This is a genomic window from Pseudomonas sp. TMW 2.1634, assembly GCF_001703595.1.
Taxonomy (GTDB): Bacteria; Pseudomonadota; Gammaproteobacteria; order Pseudomonadales; family Pseudomonadaceae; genus Aquipseudomonas; species Aquipseudomonas fragi.
In genome coordinates this window covers 4137330-4157280 of sequence record NZ_CP016849.1, presented here as the reverse complement: position 1 = coordinate 4157280, position 19951 = coordinate 4137330, and the positions used below count along the sequence as shown (strand labels likewise).

The following is a 19951-nucleotide window of genomic DNA, read 5'->3' as shown; positions in this document are numbered from 1 at the left end:
CGCCCTCGGGATCTGCACGATTCATGATTCCGCGGGCACACTTCTCTGCACCCGCACTGAACGAGGGAACCGGGCGACAGGTTCTCCAGCAGTTGCGTGGGCGCTTTTTACGCGTCAATCAGGGCCGCCTGGCCCGCGCCCGGGAAGGCCTGGCGCCACGCCAGCAAACGCTGTTGAGCCTGTTGGCGCTGCTGTTTCATGTCAATCACCCGCTGTTGCCCGGCTATGTGTCGGACTGCACCCCCGCCGGGGTGTCGGGTTATACGCCGGATGCCGCTACCCTTGCCGCCGCCCGCCAACTGGTTCAAGACTTTTCTTGCAGCATGGCCAGCGTTTGCCCGTCGCAACCGATCCACGGGCTGTTTTTGATGGGCAGCCTCGGCACATTGGCCCAGACCGCGCAAAGCGATATGGACGTATGGATTTGCCTGGCGCCGGACTTGAGCGATGCCGCCGTATCGGCGCTGCGCAAAAAATGCCGCCGCCTGGAAGCGTGGGCGACGAGTCAGGGCAGTGAGGCGCACCTGTTTTTGATCGACGCCCAATTGCGCAACGACGAAGGCAGCGAACCACGGCAAAGATTGTTGCTCGATGAGTTTTACCGCACCGCCATCTGGCTCGCCGGGCGCACGCCGATGTGGTGGTGGGTGCCGGTGCAGGAGGAAGCGCGATACGCTGAATTCACCCGTGGGTTATTGGACGCGGGGCTGATCGGCGGCGACGAAACCATCGATCTTGGCCATCTGGCCCATATCGCCCCCGGCGAATTCGTGGGCGCCGGGCTGTGGCAGCTGTTCAAGGGCATTGAGTCGCCGCACAAGTCGCTGCTCAAGTTGTTGCTGATTGAGGTTTACGCCAGCGAGCACCCACAGGTGAACTGCCTGAGCCTGGGCTTCAAGCAAAGGGTGTACGCCAATCAGCTTGACCTGGATGAGCTGGACCCCTACGTCGTGGTTTACCGACGCATTGAGCGCTACCTTGAAGGGCGCGGCGAGGCGCAACGCCTGGAACTGGTACGCCGCAGCCTGTACCTGAAGGTTGACCATGCGTTAAGCAATGGCGAGGCAGGCACACAGTGGCAGCGGCGCTTGCTCAAGCGCCTGACCCGCGAATGGGGCTGGGATGAGCAGCATCTGGCCCTGCTCGACCATCGCTCGCAGTGGCAGGCGCAGCAGGTCAGTCATGAGCGTCGGGCCCTGGCCCGGGAGCTGAGCACCAGCTACCGGGCCTTGCGCCAGTTTGCCCGTGACGGGCAAGGGCCTGCGCAGTGACATGACTGATCTGGAAGGTCTTAGGCGCTGAAATCGCTGGCAGCTTTTGGCTGGTATTCCACTTCAAGCAGTTCCAGCTTGAGGGTCTTGCCACCCGGCGCGGGCCAGTTGATGTGCTGGCCAACTTGCAGACCCAGCAGTGCGCTACCCACAGGGGCCAGAATCGAAATCTTGCCTTCGTCGGCGTTGGCGTCTTTTGGATACACCAGCGTCAGGCGGTAGTCCTTGCCACTGCTTTCTTCGCGGCAGTGCACACGGGAATTCATGGTCACAACGCCTGCAGGCACTTCTTCGTGACCGACGATAGTTTCGGCGCGATCGAGTTCGGCTTGCAGTGCCTCAATGCCAGGAGTCGTTTCTGGCAAGCTGTCGATCAATTGCTCCAGACGCTGTACGTCCAGGCGGGTGAGGATGAGTGGGGTTGGTGTGCTCATGACCTGGCAGACTCCTTTTTTCTGCACGAAAAAGCAAAACCCCGCCGGAATATGGCGGGGTTTTGACGAACCTCGTTAGTGCGAGGCGAACCCGGACACTACCACAGCAAAATAAATACACAAGCCGGGTGGGGGTTTTGTGGGAGCGGGCTTGCTCGCGATGGTATCAGCGTGGTTTGCCAGATACACCGCGCCGCCTGTATCGCGAGCAAGCCCGCTCCCACCTTCACTCCTCAGCCCTGGCGTTGCCGGGCCTGTTCACAAATCACCCGGCGCCGCTGGTCGTCTGCCGAGCGCCACTCGCGAATATCTTCAACGTGGCGAAAACAGCCCAGGCAGACTTTGTGCTCATCCAGCCGGCAGGTGCTGATGCAAGGGGACGGCACTGCCGGGCTGACGTTGCTGTAAAGCGGTTTTGCAGGTTTAGCAGAAGCGGTCACTGTCAGATCTCTTCAAATTCCAGCTCGGCGCCTGCCAGTTCCAGGGTCAGGCGCTGAACCATTTCACTGAGCAGTTCGTCGGTTTTATCGCACTTCCACGAACTGCGTTTTTCATCGTAGTCGAAGTGAAAACCACCGCTTGGGGCCGCCAGCCAGAGCTGCAGCACGGGCGCCTGACGGCTGAAGATCAGGGCTTTGCCATTCTCGAACTTGATGGTCAGGATGCCGGCGGAGTTTTCAACATCTACATCCAGATCGCAGTCGTCGAAGATGTCTTCCAGATTTTCCTGGGTGGCATCGACCAGATCGTGAAAACGGGCTTCAGTCAAACTCATGGTGGAACCTCGTAGTATCTAGTCATGCTCGGAGCTCGCAAGATACGGGCGCTCCAGGCCGATTGCAAACCCCATGACAGCCATCTGCCCGCTATCACTGATCATCCACACAGCAGGTTACGCTCGGCCGCTCTGCTGCATAGGCAAGCTGGTGGGTGCTCGGTATACTCGGGCGCAATTAATGCTTTTCAAAGGATTTCGCCATGAAGCGCCTGATCTCTTCTATTGCTGCGCTCGTCGCGGTCGCCTGCCTTGTTTCTGCCTGTGGTCAAAAAGGACCGCTGTATCTGCCCGATGACAGCAAATCCCCTGAAGACCAAGCGAAGTCGTCGCAAACGCAATCGCACAAGCACCAATAAGGGAACACCATGGACGCTTTTAATTACCGCAACGGTGAGCTGTTCGCCGAAGGTGTTGCGCTGACGGCCATTGCCGAACGTTTCGGTACACCGACGTACGTTTACTCCCGGGCGCACATCGAGGCGCAATACAATGCTTTCGCCAATGCCCTGAGCGGCATGCCGCACCTGGTGTGTTTCGCGGTCAAGGCCAATTCCAACCTGGGCGTGCTCAATGTCCTGGCCCGTCTTGGCGCCGGTTTCGACATCGTGTCCCGTGGCGAGCTGGAACGTGTGCTGGCCGCTGGCGGCCAGGCTGACAAGATCGTGTTCTCCGGTGTCGGCAAGACCCGTGACGACATGCGTCGCGCCCTGGAAGTCGGCGTGCACTGCTTTAACGTCGAGTCCACCGAAGAGCTGGAGCGCCTGCAGGTCGTGGCCGCCGAAATGGGCGTTCGCGCGCCGATTTCGCTGCGCGTCAACCCGGACGTCGATGCGGGCACGCACCCGTACATCTCCACCGGTCTGAAAGAAAACAAGTTCGGCATTGCCATCGCTGACGCCGAGGATGTGTACATCCGCGCCGCCCAGTTGCCCAATCTGGAAGTGGTCGGTGTCGATTGCCATATCGGCTCGCAACTGACCACCCTCGAACCGTTCATCGACGCTCTCGACCGCCTGCTGGCGCTGATCGACCGCCTGGGCGATTGCGGTATCTACCTGCGCCACATCGACCTGGGTGGCGGTCTGGGCGTGCGTTATCGCGATGAAGAACCGCCACTGGCCGGTGATTACATCAAGGCCGTGCGTGAGCGTCTCGACGGGCGTGACCTGGCACTGGTGTTCGAGCCGGGCCGTTATATCGTGGCCAATGCCGGCGTGTTGCTGACCCAGGTCGAGTACCTCAAGCACACCGAGCACAAGGATTTCGCCATCGTCGATGCGGCGATGAACGACCTGATCCGCCCGGCCCTGTATCAGGCCTGGATGGACGTGACTGCAGTGCGCCCGCGTGACAGCGAAGCGCGCGCCTACGACATCGTCGGCCCGATCTGCGAAACCGGTGATTTCCTCGCCAAGGACCGCCAGTTGGCGCTGGCCGAAGGTGATCTGCTGGCCGTGCATTCGGCCGGTGCCTACGGTTTTGTCATGAGCTCGAACTACAACACCCGTGGCCGCGCCGCCGAAGTATTGGTGGATGGCGAGCAGGCGTTTGAAGTGCGTCGTCGCGAGACCGTTGCCGAGTTGTTTGCTGGCGAAAGCCTGCTGCCGGAGTAAAACCATGTTGCTGCGTTTTACCAAAATGCACGGCCTGGGCAATGATTTCATGGTTCTCGACCTGGTCAGCCAGCACGCGCACATCCTGCCCAAACACGCCAAGCAATGGGGTGACAGGCACACGGGTGTCGGCTTTGATCAGTTGTTGATCGTTGAAGCGCCAAGCAACCCGGAGGTGGATTTCCGTTACCGGATCTTCAACTCCGACGGTTCCGAAGTGGAGCAATGCGGTAACGGGGCGCGCTGCTTTGCGCGCTTTGTGCTCGACAAACGCCTGACCACCAAGCGCCAGATCAAGGTCGAAACCAAAAGCGGCATTATCGAGCTGAATGTGCGCAGCGATGGGCAAATCAGCGTCGACATGGGCCCGCCGCGCCTGGTCCCGGCAGATATCCCGTTTGTGGCTGACGCCCAGGCGTTGAGCTATGAACTGGATGTCGACGGACAGACCGTCGAGATTGCCGCCGTGTCGATGGGCAACCCCCATGCGGTGCTGCGCGTTGACGATATCAACGCGGCGCCGGTGCATGAGCTGGGACCAAAAATTGAACACCACCCGCGCTTTCCGGCACGGGTCAATGTCGGTTTTCTGCACGTTATCGATCGCCAGCGCGGGCAACTGCGGGTCTGGGAGCGCGGCGCCGGGGAAACCCAGGCCTGCGGTACCGGGGCTTGTGCCGCCGCCGTGGCGGCGATCAGCCAGGGCTGGATGGATTCACCGCTGATCCTCGATTTGCCGGGTGGCCGTTTGTCCATCGAGTGGGCAGGCCCTGGCCATTCAGTGATCATGACCGGCCCGGCGATGCGTGTTTACGAAGGACAAGTCCGTTTATGAGCGAGCGCAACCGATGACCGACAAAACGCAGTCAGCTGAACCCGACGTATCTGTGGATAACTCAGCCGCCAACACGGTGGCCGCTTATCTGCAGGAGCACCCGGATTTTTTCGCCCAGCGCGAAGAGCTGCTGCTGTCGCTGCGTATTCCGCATCAGCGTGGCGACACCATATCCCTGGTGGAGCGCCAGCTCGAGCTGTTGCGCGGGCGCAATATAGAGATGCGTCATCGCTTGTCGCAATTGATGGACGTGGCCCGTGACAACGACCGTCTGTTCGAAAAAACCCGTCGCCTGAACCTGGCCTTGATGGACGCCACCAGCCTCGAAGAGCTGGTGATTGCCGTCGAAGACAGCCTGCGCCAGGACTTCCAGGTGCCTTTTGTCAGCCTGGTGCTGTTTGGCGACAACCCGATGCCGGTCGGCCGCTGGGTCAGCAGCGCTGATGCGCAACGCGCACTGGGTGGCTTGTTGACTGAAGGCAAGACCGTGAGCGGCAGCTTGCGCGAGCATGAGCTGGACTTCCTGTTTGGCGAAGAACAGCGCAAGCAAATCGGTTCGACGGCCGTGGTCGCGCTTAATCATCTGGGGTTGCACGGTGTGCTGGCGATTGCCAGTCGCGATCCGCAGCACTACAAAAGCTCGGTGGGCACGCTGTTCCTCGGCTATATCGCCGAAGTGCTGGGCCGGGTGTTGCCGCGTTTTACCAACGCCCTGCGCTCGGTGCGCTAGATGGAACGGCAGCTGGACGCTTACTGCATTCATCTGCGCAGTGAGCGCCAGGTGTCACCCCACACGCTTGAGGCCTACCGTCGCGACCTGAACAAGGTGCTGGCGTTTTGTGCCAAGGAATCAATCCCCGGCTGGGCAGCACTGGACATCCAGCGCATGCGCCAACTGGTGTCGCGTCTGCATCAGCAAGGGCAGTCCTCGCGCAGCATTGCGCGGCTGCTGTCGGCAGTACGCGGGCTTTACCACTACCTCAATCGTGAAGGCCTGTGCGACCACGACCCGGCAAACGGGCTGGCCCCACCCAAAGGCGAGCGTCGCCTGCCCAAGACCCTGGATACCGATCGCGCCCTGCAATTACTGGAAGGGGGCGTTGAAGACGACTTTCTGGCCCAGCGCGACCAGGCCATTCTGGAGCTGTTTTATTCCTCGGGCCTGCGTTTGTCGGAGCTGACCGGGCTTAACCTGGAGCAGCTGGATTTGGCTGACGGGCTGGTCGAAGTGCTCGGCAAGGGCAGCAAGACCCGCGTGTTACCGGTGGGCAAAAAGGCCCGGGAGGCGCTACAGGCCTGGCTGCCGCTGCGGGCGCTGGCCAACCCGCAGGACGATGCAGTATTTGTCAGCCAGCGTGGCACACGTCTGGGGCCGCGAGCCATTCAAGTCAGGGTCAAGGCTGCCGGTGAGCGCGAGCTGGGGCAGAACCTGCACCCGCATATGCTGCGCCATTCATTTGCCAGCCACTTGCTGGAGTCCTCCCAGGACTTGCGTGCGGTGCAAGAATTGCTGGGGCATGCGGACATCAAAACCACGCAAATCTATACTCATCTGGATTTCCAGCATCTGGCATCGGTCTACGACAGTGCCCATCCACGCGCCAAACGCAGTAAGGACAGTGAATGACGATTGAGCTGATTACCTTCGACCTTGACGACACCCTGTGGGACACCGCCCCGGTAATCGTCAGCGCTGAAGCCGTGTTGCGGGACTGGCTGACAGACAACGCACCAAAATTGGGCGTTGTTGCGGCCGGGCATTTCCAGGCGATCCGCGAGCGGGTGTTGAGCGAAGAGCCGCAGCTCAAGCACCGGATCAGCGCGTTGCGCCGCAGGATTCTGTTTCATGCGCTGCACGGTGCCGGTTACGCCAACGCTGCGGCGTTGGCAGACGAAGCGTTTGAAGTGTTTATCGAAGCGCGCCATGCCCTGGAAGTGTTCCCCCAGGCTGAGCCAACCCTGATTGCGCTGGCGCACGATTACGCCTTGGGCGTGGTGACCAACGGTAACGCCGATGTGCGCAGAATCGGTTTGGGGCATCACTTCAAATTTGTGTTGTGTGCTGAAGATATCGGCATTGCCAAGCCTGATGCGCGCCTGTTTCACGAAGCCCTGCTGCGCGGTGGCGTAGCGGCGGGTGCCGCAGTGCATGTGGGCGATCACCCTGGTGACGACATTGCTGGCGCGCAGTTGGCGGGCTTGCGGGCGGTATGGTTCAACCCTGGCGGCAAGCATTGGGACGGCGACAAGGCCCCGGATGCCGAAATTGGCTGTTTGAGTGAATTGCCACTGGTGTTGAAGCACTTGTAACGGTGGGAGTGGGCTTGCCCGCGATGCAGGCGCCCCGGTCGCCAGGCAAACCGGGGTGATGCAATCGCGGGCAAGCCCGCTCCCACAACAAGCCCGCGCCACTGGGGTGTGAAGCTTTCCCATTGCCCACAAAAAAACCCGCAGCGACGGCGGGTTTTTTCTTCAAGCAAGCAAGCGGTTCTTATCCTTAGATAGGACGGCTGCCGTACTTGTTGTCAGGCTTCTTGGGTGGGTCTGCCACCACATTGGCCTCAACTTCCTGCACTTTGCCGCCTTTGGACAAAAACTCTTCCATCGCGCGGGCCAGAGCATCACGCTCCTTGTTTTTGGCTTCTACGCTGGGCAGGTCATCAACCGACACCGCAGCCTTCGACTTGCCTTTGGCCGCAGGGGCCGGCGCATCATCGCCACCATCGTCGTCCGCCACCTCATCGGCAGACGTTTCCAGACCTTCTTCGGTTTCGTCTTCGTCACCTACTTCGAGGTCATCATTTTCCAGATCGTCGTCGCTCATGTTCTACCCCATGACATACGTAAAGCAGATTAGTTATAGACCAGCTGTGGCGACTGTCTACCACCGCTGGTGAAAAAGTAGCCTTGGGCAAACCGCGGCTTACGCCTCTTTACCGTTGTGAGGCAAAGAGGACTTGGCGCACACCACCACACACATGGCCTGCGCCTGAATAAACACCTTGCCAGGCGCCCGCTGCCAGAAATTGCGCAGCACGGATCACGGGCCTTGAAAGCGTCGGGAGATCATCCTCGCCTTCGTCGTACTCGAGCTTTGTTTCAAGCCCTCGGCGCGCATTCTAGCGTGCTGAAGAAAAAAGCAAAGCGGCTAATAGTCGAGTTGTGTCACAAGCCCGTGTCACATAAACAAGCGTAGAACTCGTTCACCCTTTTAACCTGTAGGGCAAATCATTTCGACGCCGCGAATATCGCTTTATTACCGGCAAAAAAAAACCCGGCACGCCGGGTTTTTTATAAACGAAACCTTACAGGTTGTAGCCACGTTCGTTGTGCTGGGCCAGGTCCAGGCCCACGGCCTCTTCCTCTTCATTCACACGCAGCCCCATCACGGCATCCAGTACCTTGAGGATGATAAAGGTCACGATGGCGGTGTAGACCACGGTAAAGGCCACGCCTTTGAACTGGATCCAGACTTGCGCTGCGATGTCGGTCACAGTGCCGAAGCCGCCCAGTGCCGGAGCTGCAAACACACCGGTGAGGATTGCGCCGACGATACCGCCGATGCCGTGAACGCCGAATGCATCCAGCGAGTCATCGTAGCCCAGCTTGCGCTTGAGGCTGGTGGCGCAGAAGAAGCAGATCACGCCAGCCGACAGACCGATCACCACCGAGCCCATCGGGCCAACCGTGCCCGCAGCCGGGGTGATTGCCACCAGGCCTGCTACCACGCCCGAGGCGATGCCCAGTGCGCTTGGTTTGCCGTGGGTGATCCACTCGGCAAACATCCAGCCCAGCGCTGCGGCTGCGGTGGCGATTTGAGTCACCAGCATGGCCATGCCGGCAGTGCCGTTGGCGGCCGCTGCGGAGCCTGCGTTGAAGCCGAACCAGCCGATCCACAGCATGGCCGCGCCCACCAGGGTATAACCCAGGTTGTGTGGCGCCATCGGGGTGCTAGGGTAGCCTTTACGCTTGCCGAGCACGATGCACGCTACCAGGCCGGCGATACCGGCGTTGATATGCACCACGGTGCCGCCTGCGAAGTCGAGTACGCCCCAGTCCCACAGCAGGCCGCCGTTGCCGCTCCACACCATGTGCGCAATCGGCGCATACACCAGGGTGAACCACACGCCCATGAAGATCAGCATGGCCGAGAACTTCATGCGCTCGGCGAATGCGCCGACGATCAGTGCCGGGGTGATGATGGCGAAGGTCATCTGGAAGGTGATGAACACGGCTTCCGGGAACAGCGCGGTGGACGAGGTCAGGCTTTCTGGCGTGACACCCGCCAGGAACGCTTTGCCGAAGCCGCCGATAAACGAATTGAAGTTGGTGACGCCCTGCTCCATGCCTGCGGTGTCGAACGTGATGCTGTAGCCATAAATGACCCACAGGATGCTGATCAGACCGGTAATGGCAAAGCACTGCATCATCACGGAAAGAATGTTTTTGGAGCGCACCATGCCGCCGTAGAACAGCGCCAGGCCGGGAATGGTCATAAACAGCACCAAGGCGGTAGCCGTCAGCATCCAGGCGGTGTCGCCGGAATTGAGGACTGGAGCAGCCACTTCGTCTGCCGCCATGGCCAGGCCAGGCATTACAACAGACAGCAGGGCTCCGAGCCCTGCGATTTTACGCAGAGTCATAGTGTTTTCTCCTGGGGCGTTGGGTTTGGCGGCTTAGATTGCGTCGGTATCGGTTTCGCCGGTACGGATGCGAATAGCCTGTTCCAGATTGACTACGAAAATCTTGCCGTCACCAATCTTGCCGGTGTTGGCAGCCTTGGTGATCGCCTCGATAACCCGATCAAGATCCTTGTCGTCAATGGCGACATCAATCTTCACCTTTGGCAGAAAATCGACCACATATTCCGCGCCGCGATACAGCTCGGTATGGCCCTTCTGCCGGCCGAAGCCTTTGACCTCAGTAACGGTAATGCCTTGTACGCCGATCTCAGACAGCGACTCGCGCACGTCATCCAACTTGAACGGCTTGATAATGGCGGTGACTAGCTTCATGAAACTTCTCCCGAATTGGTGGACTTGCCCCAGGAAAACAAACCCGGCTCAAGTCTAAGCGCAGTGTCTGGCTTTGTAACGCATCGTCAGCCTTCTTCAGGCTGTACAACGTGTGTTAAATCGCTGGTGACGAAAACACTCCTTGAACCACCTGCCGCACTGCCTTCGTCACAGCTACTGCATCAGTGCATGAGTCATGTTGGTCTTAGCAGAAACCTTGCCATGTCTGGAAAAACCAATAATTACAGCGATTTAGCGGGAACTGATGGCTTTTAGCCTGATTTCCCGGGTGGTTTGTGCGCGAAGTTGGTGCGCGACCTGGCCGATCGATGCGCGAAAAATGTGCAGAAAGCCCCCGACAATAGGCCCCGGCACCCCGTGATACACTCGCCGCCATCAGTTTTAAGGACCTTATCCATGCTCGCGCCCAAAGATTTTCTCGACGCCCTTGGCGGCCACGCCTCCCGCTTGTTCAGTGGCGAAACCGCGCTGCCGCGCAATGAAATCGAAAGCCAGTTCAAAGCCTTGCTGCAAAGCGGTTTCAGCAAGCTTGATCTGGTGAGCCGTGAAGAGTTCGACAGCCAGATGGTGGTGCTGGCCCGTACCCGTGCCCGCCTTGAAAGCCTGGAAGCCAAAGTGGCCGAACTGGAAGCCAGGTTGTTGCCACCGTGCGAATAACGCTCAAAGGCGGTGCATTCGCCTGTCAGAACAAGGACGTTTTTATATGCTGGTGATGAATCCGCTGGTGCCCGAGATGATCGTCTCGGACCTTTCGCGCAGCCTGCACTTTTACTGTGACGTGCTCGGTTTCAGGGTCGAATACCAACGGCCCGAGGATCTGTTTGCATTTTTGTCGTTTCATGGCAGCCAGCTGATGCTGGAGCAGGATGACCTCGAAGCGTCCTCCTGGCGGGTCGGGCCGCTGGAACAGCCGTTCGGGCGGGGCATGAACCTGTCGATCAAATGCCCGCATGCCCAAGGGCTGATCGAGCGCCTGGAGGCCGCAGGCCACACCCTGCGCAAACCCCTGGAAGAACGCTGGTACCGCAGCAACGACGTGCTGTTTGGCGAGCGCAACTTTTTGGTGCTCGACCCTGACGGCTATCTGCTGCGCTTCGCGCAAGACCTGGGCACCAAAGCGCTGGGGGAGTGAGTCAAGCGCAGTGGTGAATCGGCTGCACCTGTTCGCGAATCGCGGCGCCGCGGTCGATTTCGGCTTTTCGCAGGTCGTAAGTGGTTTGCAGGTTCAGCCAGAACTCGGGGGTTGTCCCCAGGCAGACCGACAGTCGCAACGCCATATCGGCACTGACGCCACGGCGTTGCAGCACGATATCGTTGACCGTCGGTGTAGACACCCCGAGCGCCCTGGCCAAAGCAGCGGACGAGAGGCTCAGGGGCTCAAGGTATTCTTCCTTGAGCACTTCACCCGGGTGAACCGGGCGCATGCCGTTCTTGTTCATCATGACCTCAATGGTAATCGACGATTTCTACTGCTTCAGGGCCTTTGGCGCCCCAGATAAAGCAGATTCGCCATTGTGCGTTGATACGGATGCTGTATTGGCCCTTGCGAGCTCCGCCGAGTGCCTCGAGGCGGTTGCCAGGGGGGGGACGCCAAATCTGTCAGCACGCTGGCAGCGTCCAGCATGGTTAATTTTCGCTCAATGACATTGAGAATATCTGACCATAAGCGCGTCTTGCCGCTTCGATACAGACGTTCCGTTCTGTTGCATTTAAAGCTTACGATCATAATTAACGAGTAACGTTATTAGTTAATAATAGGCCGTTCAGTTCTTTTTGCAACCGCACTCTGGCAGCTCATATGCCGTGTTCCCATACCCGTTAACATCCCGTATCCATTCCCTGCCTGCCCCTGGCTTCTGATTCGCGCACCATGAGTTTTTTAGCGAACTCAAGGAATGAGTCATGGCTCTGGCGATTGTTTACAGCCGCGCCCAGGTGGGCGTCGAGGCGCCTGCGGTGACGGTGGAGGCGCATCTGGCCAATGGGTTGCCGGCGTTGACGCTGGTCGGTTTACCTGAAACCGCAGTCAAGGAAAGTAAAGATCGGGTACGCAGTGCAATCATCAATTCCACCCTGGATTTCCCGGCCCGGCGGATCACCCTTAATCTCGCTCCCGCTGACCTGCCCAAGGACGGCGGGCGCTTTGATCTGGCCATTGCCCTGGGCATTCTGGCGGCCAGCGGGCAACTGCCGGCAGTGGCGCTGGAGCAAGTGGAGTGTTTGGGCGAACTGGCGCTATCGGGGGCAATCAGGCCGGTGCAGGGCATATTGCCGGCCGCCCTGGCAGCTCGCGCAGCCGGTCGGACGCTGGTGGTGCCGCTGGCCAATGCCGAGGAAGCCTGCCTGGCCTGCGGGCTGACGGTCATCGCGGCCGAGCACTTGTTGCAGGTGGTGGCCCATTTCGCAGGCCGGGAAATGATTGCCCCTTATAGCCCCAGCGGCTTGCTGCATCTAAGCAAGCCCTATCCCGACCTGAGCGATGTCCAGGGCCAGCTTTCGGCCAAACGGGCGTTGCTGGTGGCCGCGGCCGGCAGTCACAACCTGCTGTTTACCGGGCCGCCGGGCACAGGCAAAACCTTGCTGGCCAGTCGCCTGCCTGGCTTGTTGCCCCCCCTCAATGAACACGAGGCACTGGAAGTGGCGGCCATTCAGTCGGTGGCCAGCCATGTGCCATTGAACAGCTGGCCTCAGCGACCGTTTCGCCAACCCCATCATTCGGCCTCCGGCCCCGCGCTGGTGGGGGGCGGTTCCAAACCCCGGCCCGGGGAAATCACCCTGGCCCATCACGGCGTGTTGTTTCTCGATGAACTCCCCGAGTTTGATCGCAAGGTGCTGGAAGTCTTGCGTGAACCTATGGAGAGCGGCTTTATCGTGATTGCCCGGGCCAAGGATCGCATGCGTTTTCCGGCGCGCTTCCAGCTGGTGGCGGCGATGAACCCCTGCCCGTGTGGCTACCTCGGCGAACCCACAGGGCGCTGTCGCTGCACACCGGAGCAGATCCAGCGCTATCGCAACAAACTGTCTGGCCCATTGCTCGATCGCATTGACCTGCACCTGACCGTGGCGCGTGAAACCACCACCCTCAACCCGCCACTGGCCTCAGCTGATACCACGGCCAAGGCGGCTACGTTGGTGGCTGCGGCGCGAGAACGGCAGTTGCAACGCCAGGGCTGTGCCAATGCCTTTCTCGACCTGCCGGGGGTGCGTGCCCAGTGCCGCTTGAGTGATGGGGATAACCACTGGCTGGAGGCTGCTTGCGAGCGCATGACCCTGTCACTGCGGGCGGCACATCGTTTGTTGAAAGTGGCAAGGACCCTGGCAGACCTTGAGCAGGTACAACACATAGAGCGCAAACATCTGGCAGAGGCGTTGCAGTATCGGCCGCTCAGTGGCTGATCAGGCCGGTCAGTGCAACTGCTCAACCGCTGGCAGCACCATTGCAGCGACTTCGTGTTGCAAAAAGTCGCTGAGCCGGCGCAAACGCTCGCCCCCGGGGCGGGTCTTGGGCCAAACCAGATAATAATTATCGCCGCTGGCCACCGCGGCCGGAAACGGCAGGCTCAGGCGGCCCTGGGCCACGTCTTCGGCCACCATCAGCAGGTCACCCATAGAGATGCCGTACCCCCGGGCGGCGGCAATCATGCCCAACTCCAGGGTGTCGAAAACTTGCCCGCCCTTGAGTGACACTTGCCCGCCCAGGCCCATGCAGTCGAGCCAGCGCCGCCAGTCGCGGCGGTCGGGCGTGGGGTGCAGCAGTTCAGTGGCGGCCAGACGCGTGACGTCCCAGGGTTGGTCGTCCTGGCTGGCTGGCGCGCCGACCGGGATCAGCATCTCCGGAAACAGCAACGTGGCCTCCCAGTCGGGCGGAAAGTGGCCGTTGCTCAACAGTACCGCACAGTCGAACGGCTCCTGATTGAAATCCACATGGTCGATGTCCATCCAGGCGCTGGTCAGCTGTACCTCGTTGCCCGCCTGCAAGTGACGAAAACGGCTCAGCCGGGCCAACAGCCAGCGCATGGTCAGGGTCGAGGGGGCTTTCATGCGCAAGATGTCATCTTCGGCGCGCAAAGTGGTGCAGGCGCGCTCCAGCGCGGCAAAGCCTTCGCGCACTCCGGGTAGCAGCAAGCGCGCCGCTTCAGTGAGTTGCAGGCTGCGGCCGCTGCGCTGAAACAGCCGGCAGGCGAAATGCGCCTCCAGGGTTTTGATATGGCGGCTGACGGCACTCTGGGTAATCGACAGCTCTTCCCCCGCCCGGGTGAAGGAGCTATGGCGAGCTGCAGCCTCAAAGGCGCGCAGGGCATAAAGCGGAGGAAGGCTACGAGCCATTACGAATATTCCTATAGCTCAACAGGTGATGGCACCAAACTTAAGATCAAGCATGAGTTTAAATCATGCCAGTGATCGTTTTTATCCCTTTGCTTAAAACACTCAACGCGCCGAGAATCAAGCCTTTCAACGCGCCTATAGATATTTTTACGATGACCAAACAGCATCCTGCACGTATCGAACTCTTGGCCATTATGCGGTTGGCCGGGCCGCTGATCGCTTCGCAGCTGGCTCACATGCTGATGGTGCTCACCGATACGCTGATGATGGCGCGCCTGAGCCCCGAGGCGCTCGCGGGCGGGAGCCTGGGGGCGGCCAGCTACTCGTTCGTGTCGATTTTCTGCATTGGTGTCATCGCCGCCGTGGGCACGCTGGTGTCAATTCGCCAGGGTGCAGGGGATATTGAAGGTGCAACCCGCCTGACCCAGGCCGGGCTGTGGCTCGCCTGGGCGCTGGCAGTGGGCGGCGCGGTGATGCTGTGGAATATCAAGCCGCTGTTGCTGCTGTTTGGCCAGACGCCCACCAACGTTGAAGCCGCTGGTCAGTTCCTGTTGCTGCTGCCGTTTGCCCTGCCCGGCTATATGACCTTCATGGCCCTGCGCGGCTTTACCAGTGCAATGGGGCGGGCCACGCCGGTCATGGTGATCAGCCTGATCGGCACCGTGGCCAACTTTTTGCTCAATTACGCGTTGATTACCGGCATGTTTGGCCTGCCAAAACTGGGCTTGATGGGTATCGGCCTGGTCACGGCGGTTGTGGCGACCGGCATGGCCCTGGGTCTGGCCTGGCATATCCATCGGCACCCGGCCTACGACGCGTATCCGATCAGCAAGGGCCTGTCGCGGATCAATCTGACTTACCTTCGGGAACTGTGGCGCCTTGGCCTGCCGATTGGCGGCACCTATGCGGTGGAAGTCGGGCTCTTCGCCTTCGCAGCCCTGTGCATGGGCACGATGGGCAGCACGCAACTGGCGGCGCACCAGATCGCGCTGCAAATCGTCTCGGTCGCCTTTATGGTGCCGGCAGGCATGTCCTATGCAATCACCATGCGCATCGGCCAGCATTATGGTGGCGATGATTTGCAGCGGGCGCGGCTGGCAGGCCGGGTCGGGATCGGCTGTGGTGCAGTGATCATGCTGGGGTTTTCGGCGGTGTTCTGGTTTATCCCGAGCCAGTTGATCGGGCTGTTTTTGGATTACAACGACCCGGCCTTTCGCCCGGTGTTCGAGCTGGCGGTGAGCCTGTTGGCCGTCGCGGCCTGGTTTGAGCTGTTTGATGGCGCGCAGACCATTGCAATGGGGGCGATTCGCGGGCTCAAGGATGCCAAGACCACGTTCCTGGTAGGGTTGTTCTGCTACTGGGTGATTGGTGCGCCGATGGCCTGGCTGCTGGCGTTTACCTTTGGCTGGGGGCCAACCGGCGTGTGGTGGGGCCTGGCGATGGGGCTGGCCTGCGCGTCGATCAGCCTGACCCTGGCGTTCGAGTGGAAGGTGCGGCGCATGCTCAAGCAGGAACGCAAGGCGGCGAAAGTGGCGGGCTTGAGCGCTGTGTAGGGACCAGACCGGTTGCCTGGCCTCTGTGGGAGCGGGCTTGCTCGCGATGGCATCACTGCGGTTCGCCTGAAAGGCCGCGTCGTCTGCATCGCGAGCAAGCCTGCTCCCACAGGTGAGGTGCCGGCCTTATATTGCCTGCGGCACCTGCTGCCTGGTTCCGAAGGTCAGGTAGTCCACCAGTTCTGCCAGCGGCAGCGGCTTGCTGATGAAGTAGCCCTGCACCTGATCGCAGCCAAAATCACGCAAAAGCGCAAGCTGCTCCGGGGTTTCGACGCCTTCGGCAACCACTTCCAGTTTCAGGTTATGGGCCAGGTTGATCATGGCATGCACCAGCTTGCGGTTTTCTTCGCGGCTTTCCATGCCGCCCACAAAGCTTTTGTCGATCTTGAGCAGTGCTATCGGCAGGCTGTTGAGGTGCACAAACGATGAGAAACCCGTACCGAAATCATCCAGCGAAAAGCGCACACCCAGTCGGCCCAGGGCGTCCATAGTCTGTTTGACCAGGTCACTGCGCCGCATCACGGCTGTTTCGGTCAGCTCGAACTCCAGCCACTGGGCTTCAACGCCGCGTTCGGTGATCAGGCGGCTAAGGGTCGAAAGTAACTGGCTGTCCTGAAACTGGCGAAACGACAGGTTGACCGCCATATGCAATGGTTCAAGCCCCCGCTCGCGCAGCGCCTGCATATCCCGCAGGGCGCGGGAAATCACCCAGTAGCCCAAGGGCACAATCAGCCCGCTTTGCTCGGCCAGCGGCACGAACTCACTGGGGGCCAACAGGCCGCGCTCGGCATGGCGCCAGCGCACCAGCGCTTCCAGCCCGACGATTTGCCCCGTGCCCAGGTCCAGCCGCGGCTGGTAATGCAGCTCCAGTTCGTCACGGCGCAGGGCCCGGCGCAGCTCGCTTTCGAGGTCGGCCAGGCTGCGGGCGTTGCGATTGATACGTTCGTTGAATACGTGAAAAGTGCAGCCCTGGGTGCTTTTGGCCTGCTGCATGGCGATGTGTGCGTGCCACATCAACGGGTCGGCCCCGGCATTGGCGCGGGCGTGGGCGATGCCCAGGCTACAGCCGATCAGCAGGCTCTCACCGTCAACCCAGTAGGGCTCGGCCATCACCTCGGTGATGCGCTCGGCCATCCACTCGGCGCGTTCGGGCGCACGATGGGTGTTAATCAGCAGGGCGAACTCGTCGCTGCCCAGCCGGGCCAGCTGGTCGCAGGCCTCAAGCTGGCTTTTGAGGCGCGCCACCACTTGCAGGATCAGCCGATCGCCCGCCTGATGGCCCAGTGCGTCGTTGGCGTGGCGAAAGTTGTCCAGGTCCAGGTGGCCCAGGGCTATGCCGCGACCGTCGCCTTCAGCCAGGCGCACGGCCAGCAAGGTCTGGAACCCCTGACGGTTGGCGATGCCGGTCAGCGGGTCTTCTTCGGCAAGACGCTGCAACGTGTGCTCCAGCAGGCCGCGTTCACGCACATGGCGCAGGCAGCGGCGCAGCACATCGCTGGTCAGGCTGGCGTCCACCAGCCAGTCGCTGACGCCCGCAGGGGCGCTCGCAGGTTCGCTGTCGAGCAGCAAAATCGTGGGCAAGCGACAGCGGCCCGCTGAGGGCTGCAGGGCCGGGGTCGTCAGGAGCAGCGCATTGCGATCGTTCTCGAACAGATGGCTGACAGACTCCCAGCTCGGCGCGTCTATCAGCACGGCCGCACTTCCCATTGGCGCCAGACACTCGCGCAACAACGCTGCCCAAGATGGCTCTTCGGCCAATAGCAGCAAACGCAAGGGTTCGACAGGCGTAGACAAGCTAGCTCCCTAGACTCTGCAAAAATTCGACCGGTGGGCATTATGACGTGCCAGCAACCAATGGCAATGACACTGGTTATCAAATACGCATTTGCTGCATTTACCGAACATTAGCTGTAAATGCGCTCAGCATCCTGCTCGAAAGTAACAAAAGCGGCAAATTTAGATGCTGTGGCATGTCACACCGTCGCACAGAGGCAGCAATATTCGCTCAGCCTGTTAAAATGCCCGCCCTTTTTACACACGACCCCTGATCTCGTCATGTCCCGACTCAATCCCCGGCAGCAAGAAGCCGTGAGCTACGTCGGCGGCCCTCTATTGGTGCTCGCCGGCGCAGGCTCCGGCAAAACCAGCGTGATTACCCGAAAAATCGCGCACCTGATCCAGAATTGTGGCATCCGTGCCCAGTACATCGTCGCCATGACTTTCACCAATAAAGCCGCCCGCGAGATGAAAGAGCGTGTCGGTACCCTGCTCAAAAAGGGTGAAGGCCGCGGCTTGACGGTGTGTACGTTCCACAACCTGGGCCTGAACATCATCCGCAAGGAGCACGCGCGGCTGGGCTACAAGCCGGGTTTCTCGATTTTTGACGAGGCTGATGTCAAGGCGCTGATGGCTGACATCATGCAAAAGGAATACTCGGGCGACGACGGGGTCGACGAAATCAAGAACATGATCGGCTCGTGGAAAAACGACCTGATCCTGCCGCCCCAGGCCCTGGAAAACGCGCGCAACCCCAAGGAGCAGACGGCAGCCATCGTCTACACCCACTATCAGCGCACGCTCAAGGCCTACAACGCGGTGGACTTTGACGACCTGATCCTGCTGCCGGTCAAGCTGTTCGAAGAACACGCCGACATTCTGGAAAAATGGCAGAACAAGGTACGTTACCTGCTGGTGGACGAGTACCAGGACACCAACGCCAGCCAGTATTTGCTGGTCAAATACCTGATCGGCAAGCGCAACCAGTTCACCGTGGTGGGTGACGACGACCAGTCGATCTACGCCTGGCGCGGCGCCCGCCCGGAAAACCTGATGCTGCTCAAGGACGATTATCCGTCCTTGAAAGTGGTGATGCTGGAGCAAAACTACCGCTCCACCAGCCGTATCCTGCGCTGCGCCAATATCCTGATTGCCAACAACCCCCACGAGTTTGAAAAACAGCTGTGGAGCGAGATGGGTCACGGTGACGAAGTGCGGGTGATCCGCTGCCGCAACGAAGACGCCGAAGCCGAGCGCGTTGCCGTCGAAATCCTCACCCTGCACCTGCGCACCGACCGCCCGTACAGCGACTTCGCCATCCTGTACCGCGGCAACTACCAGGCCAAGCTGATCGAATTGAAGCTGCAGCACCATCAGATCCCCTATCGCTTGTCGGGCGGTAACAGCTTCTTCGGGCGTCAGGAAGTCAAAGACCTGATGGCTTACTTCCGCCTGATCGTAAACCCGGATGACGACAACGCCTTCCTGCGTGTGATCAACGTCCCGCGTCGCGAAATCGGTTCGACTACCCTGGAAAAGCTCGGCAACTACGCGACCGAGCGCAAAATCTCGATGTATGCCGCCACCGATGAAATCGGCCTGGGCGAGCATCTGGATGCGCGTTTTACCGATCGCCTGGTGCGCTTCAAGCGTTTCATGGACCGCGTGCGCGAACACTGCTCGGGCGAAGACCCGATAGCGGCGCTGCGCAGCATGATCATGGACATCGACTACGAAAACTGGCTGCGCACCAACAGTTCCAGCGACAAGGCGGCGGACTACCGCATGTCCAACGTCTGGTTCTTGGTCGAGGCGTTGAAAAACACCCTCGAAAAAGACGAAGACGGCGCCATGACCATCGAGGAAGCCATCGGCAAGCTGGTACTGCGCGACATGCTTGAGCGCCAGCAAGAAGAGGAAGACGGTGCCGAAGGCGTGCAGATGATGACCTTGCACGCCTCCAAGGGCCTGGAATTCCCCTACGTGTTCATCATGGGCATGGAAGAAGAAATCCTGCCGCACCGCTCCAGCATCGAAGCGGACACCATTGAAGAAGAGCGTCGTCTGGCCTACGTGGGCATTACCCGTGCCCGTGAGACGCTGGCGTTCACCTTCGCGGCCAAGCGCAAGCAGTACGGCGAGATCATTGATTGCGCGCCAAGCCGCTTCCTCGATGAGTTGCCACCGGACGATCTGGCCTGGGAAGGCAACGACGATACCCCTACCGAAGTCAAAGCGGTTCGCGGCAATACGGCACTGGCCGATATACGCGCCATGCTAAAACGCTAAAATCGACTATTTTTCACTCTACCTTCAGCGCATAAGCGCT

20 protein-coding genes and 2 pseudogenes are annotated in these 19951 nt (G+C 60.2%); 12 read left to right on the top strand and 10 right to left on the bottom strand.

The annotated features are described in order from the left end of the window. Positions 1 to 26: 26 nt before the first annotated feature. A pseudogene (locus BFC21_RS19670) lies at positions 27 to 1256 on the top strand (class I adenylate cyclase); the annotation flags it as partial. Positions 1257 to 1291: 35 nt separating this feature from the next. Here the strand turns inward: BFC21_RS19670 and rnk are convergent. The 3 genes from rnk to cyaY all read right to left on the bottom strand — a co-directional run bounded on the left by rnk (position 1292) and on the right by cyaY (position 2480). Next, positions 1292 to 1705, bottom strand: a complete 414-nt coding sequence (rnk, locus tag BFC21_RS19665; RefSeq protein WP_019828269.1) for a nucleoside diphosphate kinase regulator — start codon at positions 1703 to 1705, stop codon at positions 1292 to 1294. A 233-nt stretch (positions 1706 to 1938) separates the two neighbouring features. Then, positions 1939 to 2151: a DUF1289 domain-containing protein gene (locus tag BFC21_RS19660; protein ID WP_169845772.1), complete on the bottom strand. Its 213-nt coding sequence runs from the start codon at positions 2149 to 2151 to the stop codon at positions 1939 to 1941. Next, positions 2148 to 2480 carry an iron donor protein CyaY gene (gene cyaY, locus BFC21_RS19655; protein ID WP_016782656.1) on the bottom strand — a complete coding sequence of 111 codons (333 nt, stop codon included), beginning with the start codon at positions 2478 to 2480 and terminating at the stop codon, positions 2148 to 2150. Before cyaY ends, BFC21_RS19660 begins: the two co-directional genes overlap by 4 nt. Positions 2481 to 2683: 203 nt before the next feature. Here cyaY and BFC21_RS19650 point away from each other — a divergent pair, with 203 nt between their 5' ends. From BFC21_RS19650 to BFC21_RS19625, 6 genes are read left to right on the top strand one after another with little or no spacing between them, the layout of a single operon-like run. Beyond that, positions 2684 to 2839, top strand: a complete 156-nt coding sequence (locus BFC21_RS19650; protein ID WP_016782657.1) for a lipoprotein — start codon at positions 2684 to 2686, stop codon at positions 2837 to 2839. A 9-nt stretch (positions 2840 to 2848) separates the two neighbouring features. Next, positions 2849 to 4096 carry a diaminopimelate decarboxylase gene (lysA, locus tag BFC21_RS19645; RefSeq protein WP_088378700.1) on the top strand — a complete coding sequence of 416 codons (1248 nt, stop codon included), beginning with the start codon at positions 2849 to 2851 and terminating at the stop codon, positions 4094 to 4096. Between the two features lie 4 nt (positions 4097 to 4100). Continuing rightward, on the top strand, positions 4101 to 4931 hold the full coding sequence (gene dapF / locus BFC21_RS19640; RefSeq protein ID WP_016782659.1) for a diaminopimelate epimerase: 831 nt from the start codon (positions 4101 to 4103) through the stop codon (positions 4929 to 4931). A gap of 13 nt (positions 4932 to 4944) precedes the next feature. Then, positions 4945 to 5661 (top strand): DUF484 family protein, encoded by a 717-nt coding sequence (locus tag BFC21_RS19635; protein WP_016782660.1) that lies wholly within the window; start codon positions 4945 to 4947, stop codon positions 5659 to 5661. Further along, positions 5662 to 6558: a tyrosine recombinase XerC gene (gene xerC / locus BFC21_RS19630; RefSeq protein WP_088378699.1), complete on the top strand. Its 897-nt coding sequence runs from the start codon at positions 5662 to 5664 to the stop codon at positions 6556 to 6558. Further along, the gene (locus tag BFC21_RS19625; protein ID WP_088378698.1) at positions 6555 to 7241 is read left to right on the top strand and encodes an HAD family hydrolase; all 687 of its coding nucleotides are present in this window, start codon (positions 6555 to 6557) and stop codon (positions 7239 to 7241) included. Before xerC ends, BFC21_RS19625 begins: the two co-directional genes overlap by 4 nt. Positions 7242 to 7428: 187 nt before the next feature. Here BFC21_RS19625 and sutA read toward each other — a convergent pair whose 3' ends face one another. The 3 genes from sutA to glnK all read right to left on the bottom strand — a co-directional run bounded on the left by sutA (position 7429) and on the right by glnK (position 9946). Further along, a complete protein-coding gene (gene sutA / locus BFC21_RS19620) occupies positions 7429 to 7755 on the bottom strand; it encodes a transcriptional regulator SutA (RefSeq protein ID WP_088378697.1) in 327 nt (108 codons plus the stop codon). Positions 7756 to 8236: 481 nt separating this feature from the next. Then, a complete protein-coding gene (locus BFC21_RS19615) occupies positions 8237 to 9574 on the bottom strand; it encodes an ammonium transporter (protein ID WP_088378696.1) in 1338 nt (445 codons plus the stop codon). Positions 9575 to 9607: 33 nt separating this feature from the next. Beyond that, positions 9608 to 9946, bottom strand: a complete 339-nt coding sequence (gene glnK, locus BFC21_RS19610) for a P-II family nitrogen regulator (protein ID WP_002555808.1) — start codon at positions 9944 to 9946, stop codon at positions 9608 to 9610. A gap of 417 nt (positions 9947 to 10363) precedes the next feature. Between glnK and BFC21_RS19605 the strand changes: the two genes are divergently transcribed. Then, positions 10364 to 10624, top strand: a complete 261-nt coding sequence (locus BFC21_RS19605) for an accessory factor UbiK family protein (RefSeq protein WP_088378695.1) — start codon at positions 10364 to 10366, stop codon at positions 10622 to 10624. Positions 10625 to 10670: 46 nt separating this feature from the next. After that, entirely contained in the window at positions 10671 to 11099 is a 429-nt protein-coding gene (locus BFC21_RS19600) for a VOC family protein (RefSeq protein WP_088378694.1), read from the top strand. A gap of 1 nt (position 11100) precedes the next feature. Here BFC21_RS19600 and BFC21_RS19595 read toward each other — a convergent pair whose 3' ends face one another. Both BFC21_RS19595 and BFC21_RS19590 read right to left on the bottom strand, forming a co-directional pair. Then, positions 11101 to 11406, bottom strand: a complete 306-nt coding sequence (locus BFC21_RS19595; RefSeq protein WP_088378693.1) for a HigA family addiction module antitoxin — start codon at positions 11404 to 11406, stop codon at positions 11101 to 11103. A gap of 7 nt (positions 11407 to 11413) precedes the next feature. Next, positions 11414 to 11693: pseudogene (locus BFC21_RS19590) on the bottom strand (type II toxin-antitoxin system RelE/ParE family toxin). Positions 11694 to 11869: 176 nt separating this feature from the next. On the opposite strand from BFC21_RS19590, the gene BFC21_RS19585 reads away from it, so the two are divergent. Then, on the top strand, positions 11870 to 13363 hold the full coding sequence (locus tag BFC21_RS19585) for a YifB family Mg chelatase-like AAA ATPase (RefSeq protein WP_120266438.1): 1494 nt from the start codon (positions 11870 to 11872) through the stop codon (positions 13361 to 13363). 9 nt (positions 13364 to 13372) lie between these two features. Here the strand turns inward: BFC21_RS19585 and BFC21_RS19580 are convergent, their stop codons facing one another. Further along, entirely contained in the window at positions 13373 to 14293 is a 921-nt protein-coding gene (locus tag BFC21_RS19580; RefSeq protein WP_088378691.1) for a LysR substrate-binding domain-containing protein, read from the bottom strand. Between the two features lie 152 nt (positions 14294 to 14445). Between BFC21_RS19580 and BFC21_RS19575 the strand changes: the two genes are divergently transcribed. Then, positions 14446 to 15846, top strand: coding sequence for a NorM family multidrug efflux MATE transporter (locus BFC21_RS19575; RefSeq protein WP_088378690.1), 1401 nt, complete (start codon positions 14446 to 14448; stop codon positions 15844 to 15846). 126 nt (positions 15847 to 15972) lie between these two features. Here BFC21_RS19575 and BFC21_RS19565 read toward each other — a convergent pair whose 3' ends face one another. Next, the gene (locus tag BFC21_RS19565) at positions 15973 to 17640 is read right to left on the bottom strand and encodes a bifunctional diguanylate cyclase/phosphodiesterase (RefSeq protein ID WP_088378689.1); all 1668 of its coding nucleotides are present in this window, start codon (positions 17638 to 17640) and stop codon (positions 15973 to 15975) included. A 261-nt stretch (positions 17641 to 17901) separates the two neighbouring features. Between BFC21_RS19565 and rep the strand changes: the two genes are divergently transcribed. Further along, the gene (gene rep, locus BFC21_RS19560) at positions 17902 to 19911 is read left to right on the top strand and encodes a DNA helicase Rep (protein WP_016782673.1); all 2010 of its coding nucleotides are present in this window, start codon (positions 17902 to 17904) and stop codon (positions 19909 to 19911) included. Positions 19912 to 19951: the final 40 nt, after the last annotated feature.

What these genes read in the sequence shown, in the direction of transcription:
- rnk (WP_019828269.1), bottom strand. Translation starts at nt 1,705, where the DNA reads ATGAGCACACCAACCCCACTCATCCTCACCCGCCTGGACGTACAGCGT.
- cyaY (WP_016782656.1), bottom strand. Translation starts at nt 2,480, where the DNA reads ATGAGTTTGACTGAAGCCCGTTTTCACGATCTGGTCGATGCCACCCAG.
- BFC21_RS19650 (WP_016782657.1), top strand. Translation starts at nt 2,684, where the DNA reads ATGAAGCGCCTGATCTCTTCTATTGCTGCGCTCGTCGCGGTCGCCTGC.
- lysA (WP_088378700.1), top strand. Translation starts at nt 2,849, where the DNA reads ATGGACGCTTTTAATTACCGCAACGGTGAGCTGTTCGCCGAAGGTGTT.
- dapF (WP_016782659.1), top strand. Translation starts at nt 4,101, where the DNA reads ATGTTGCTGCGTTTTACCAAAATGCACGGCCTGGGCAATGATTTCATG.
- BFC21_RS19635 (WP_016782660.1), top strand. Translation starts at nt 4,945, where the DNA reads ATGACCGACAAAACGCAGTCAGCTGAACCCGACGTATCTGTGGATAAC.
- xerC (WP_088378699.1), top strand. Translation starts at nt 5,662, where the DNA reads ATGGAACGGCAGCTGGACGCTTACTGCATTCATCTGCGCAGTGAGCGC.
- BFC21_RS19625 (WP_088378698.1), top strand. Translation starts at nt 6,555, where the DNA reads ATGACGATTGAGCTGATTACCTTCGACCTTGACGACACCCTGTGGGAC.
- sutA (WP_088378697.1), bottom strand. Translation starts at nt 7,755, where the DNA reads ATGAGCGACGACGATCTGGAAAATGATGACCTCGAAGTAGGTGACGAA.
- BFC21_RS19615 (WP_088378696.1), bottom strand. Translation starts at nt 9,574, where the DNA reads ATGACTCTGCGTAAAATCGCAGGGCTCGGAGCCCTGCTGTCTGTTGTA.
- glnK (WP_002555808.1), bottom strand. Translation starts at nt 9,946, where the DNA reads ATGAAGCTAGTCACCGCCATTATCAAGCCGTTCAAGTTGGATGACGTG.
- BFC21_RS19605 (WP_088378695.1), top strand. Translation starts at nt 10,364, where the DNA reads ATGCTCGCGCCCAAAGATTTTCTCGACGCCCTTGGCGGCCACGCCTCC.
- BFC21_RS19600 (WP_088378694.1), top strand. Translation starts at nt 10,671, where the DNA reads ATGCTGGTGATGAATCCGCTGGTGCCCGAGATGATCGTCTCGGACCTT.
- BFC21_RS19595 (WP_088378693.1), bottom strand. Translation starts at nt 11,406, where the DNA reads ATGAACAAGAACGGCATGCGCCCGGTTCACCCGGGTGAAGTGCTCAAG.
- BFC21_RS19585 (WP_120266438.1), top strand. Translation starts at nt 11,870, where the DNA reads ATGGCTCTGGCGATTGTTTACAGCCGCGCCCAGGTGGGCGTCGAGGCG.
- BFC21_RS19580 (WP_088378691.1), bottom strand. Translation starts at nt 14,293, where the DNA reads ATGGCTCGTAGCCTTCCTCCGCTTTATGCCCTGCGCGCCTTTGAGGCT.
- BFC21_RS19575 (WP_088378690.1), top strand. Translation starts at nt 14,446, where the DNA reads ATGACCAAACAGCATCCTGCACGTATCGAACTCTTGGCCATTATGCGG.
- rep (WP_016782673.1), top strand. Translation starts at nt 17,902, where the DNA reads ATGTCCCGACTCAATCCCCGGCAGCAAGAAGCCGTGAGCTACGTCGGC.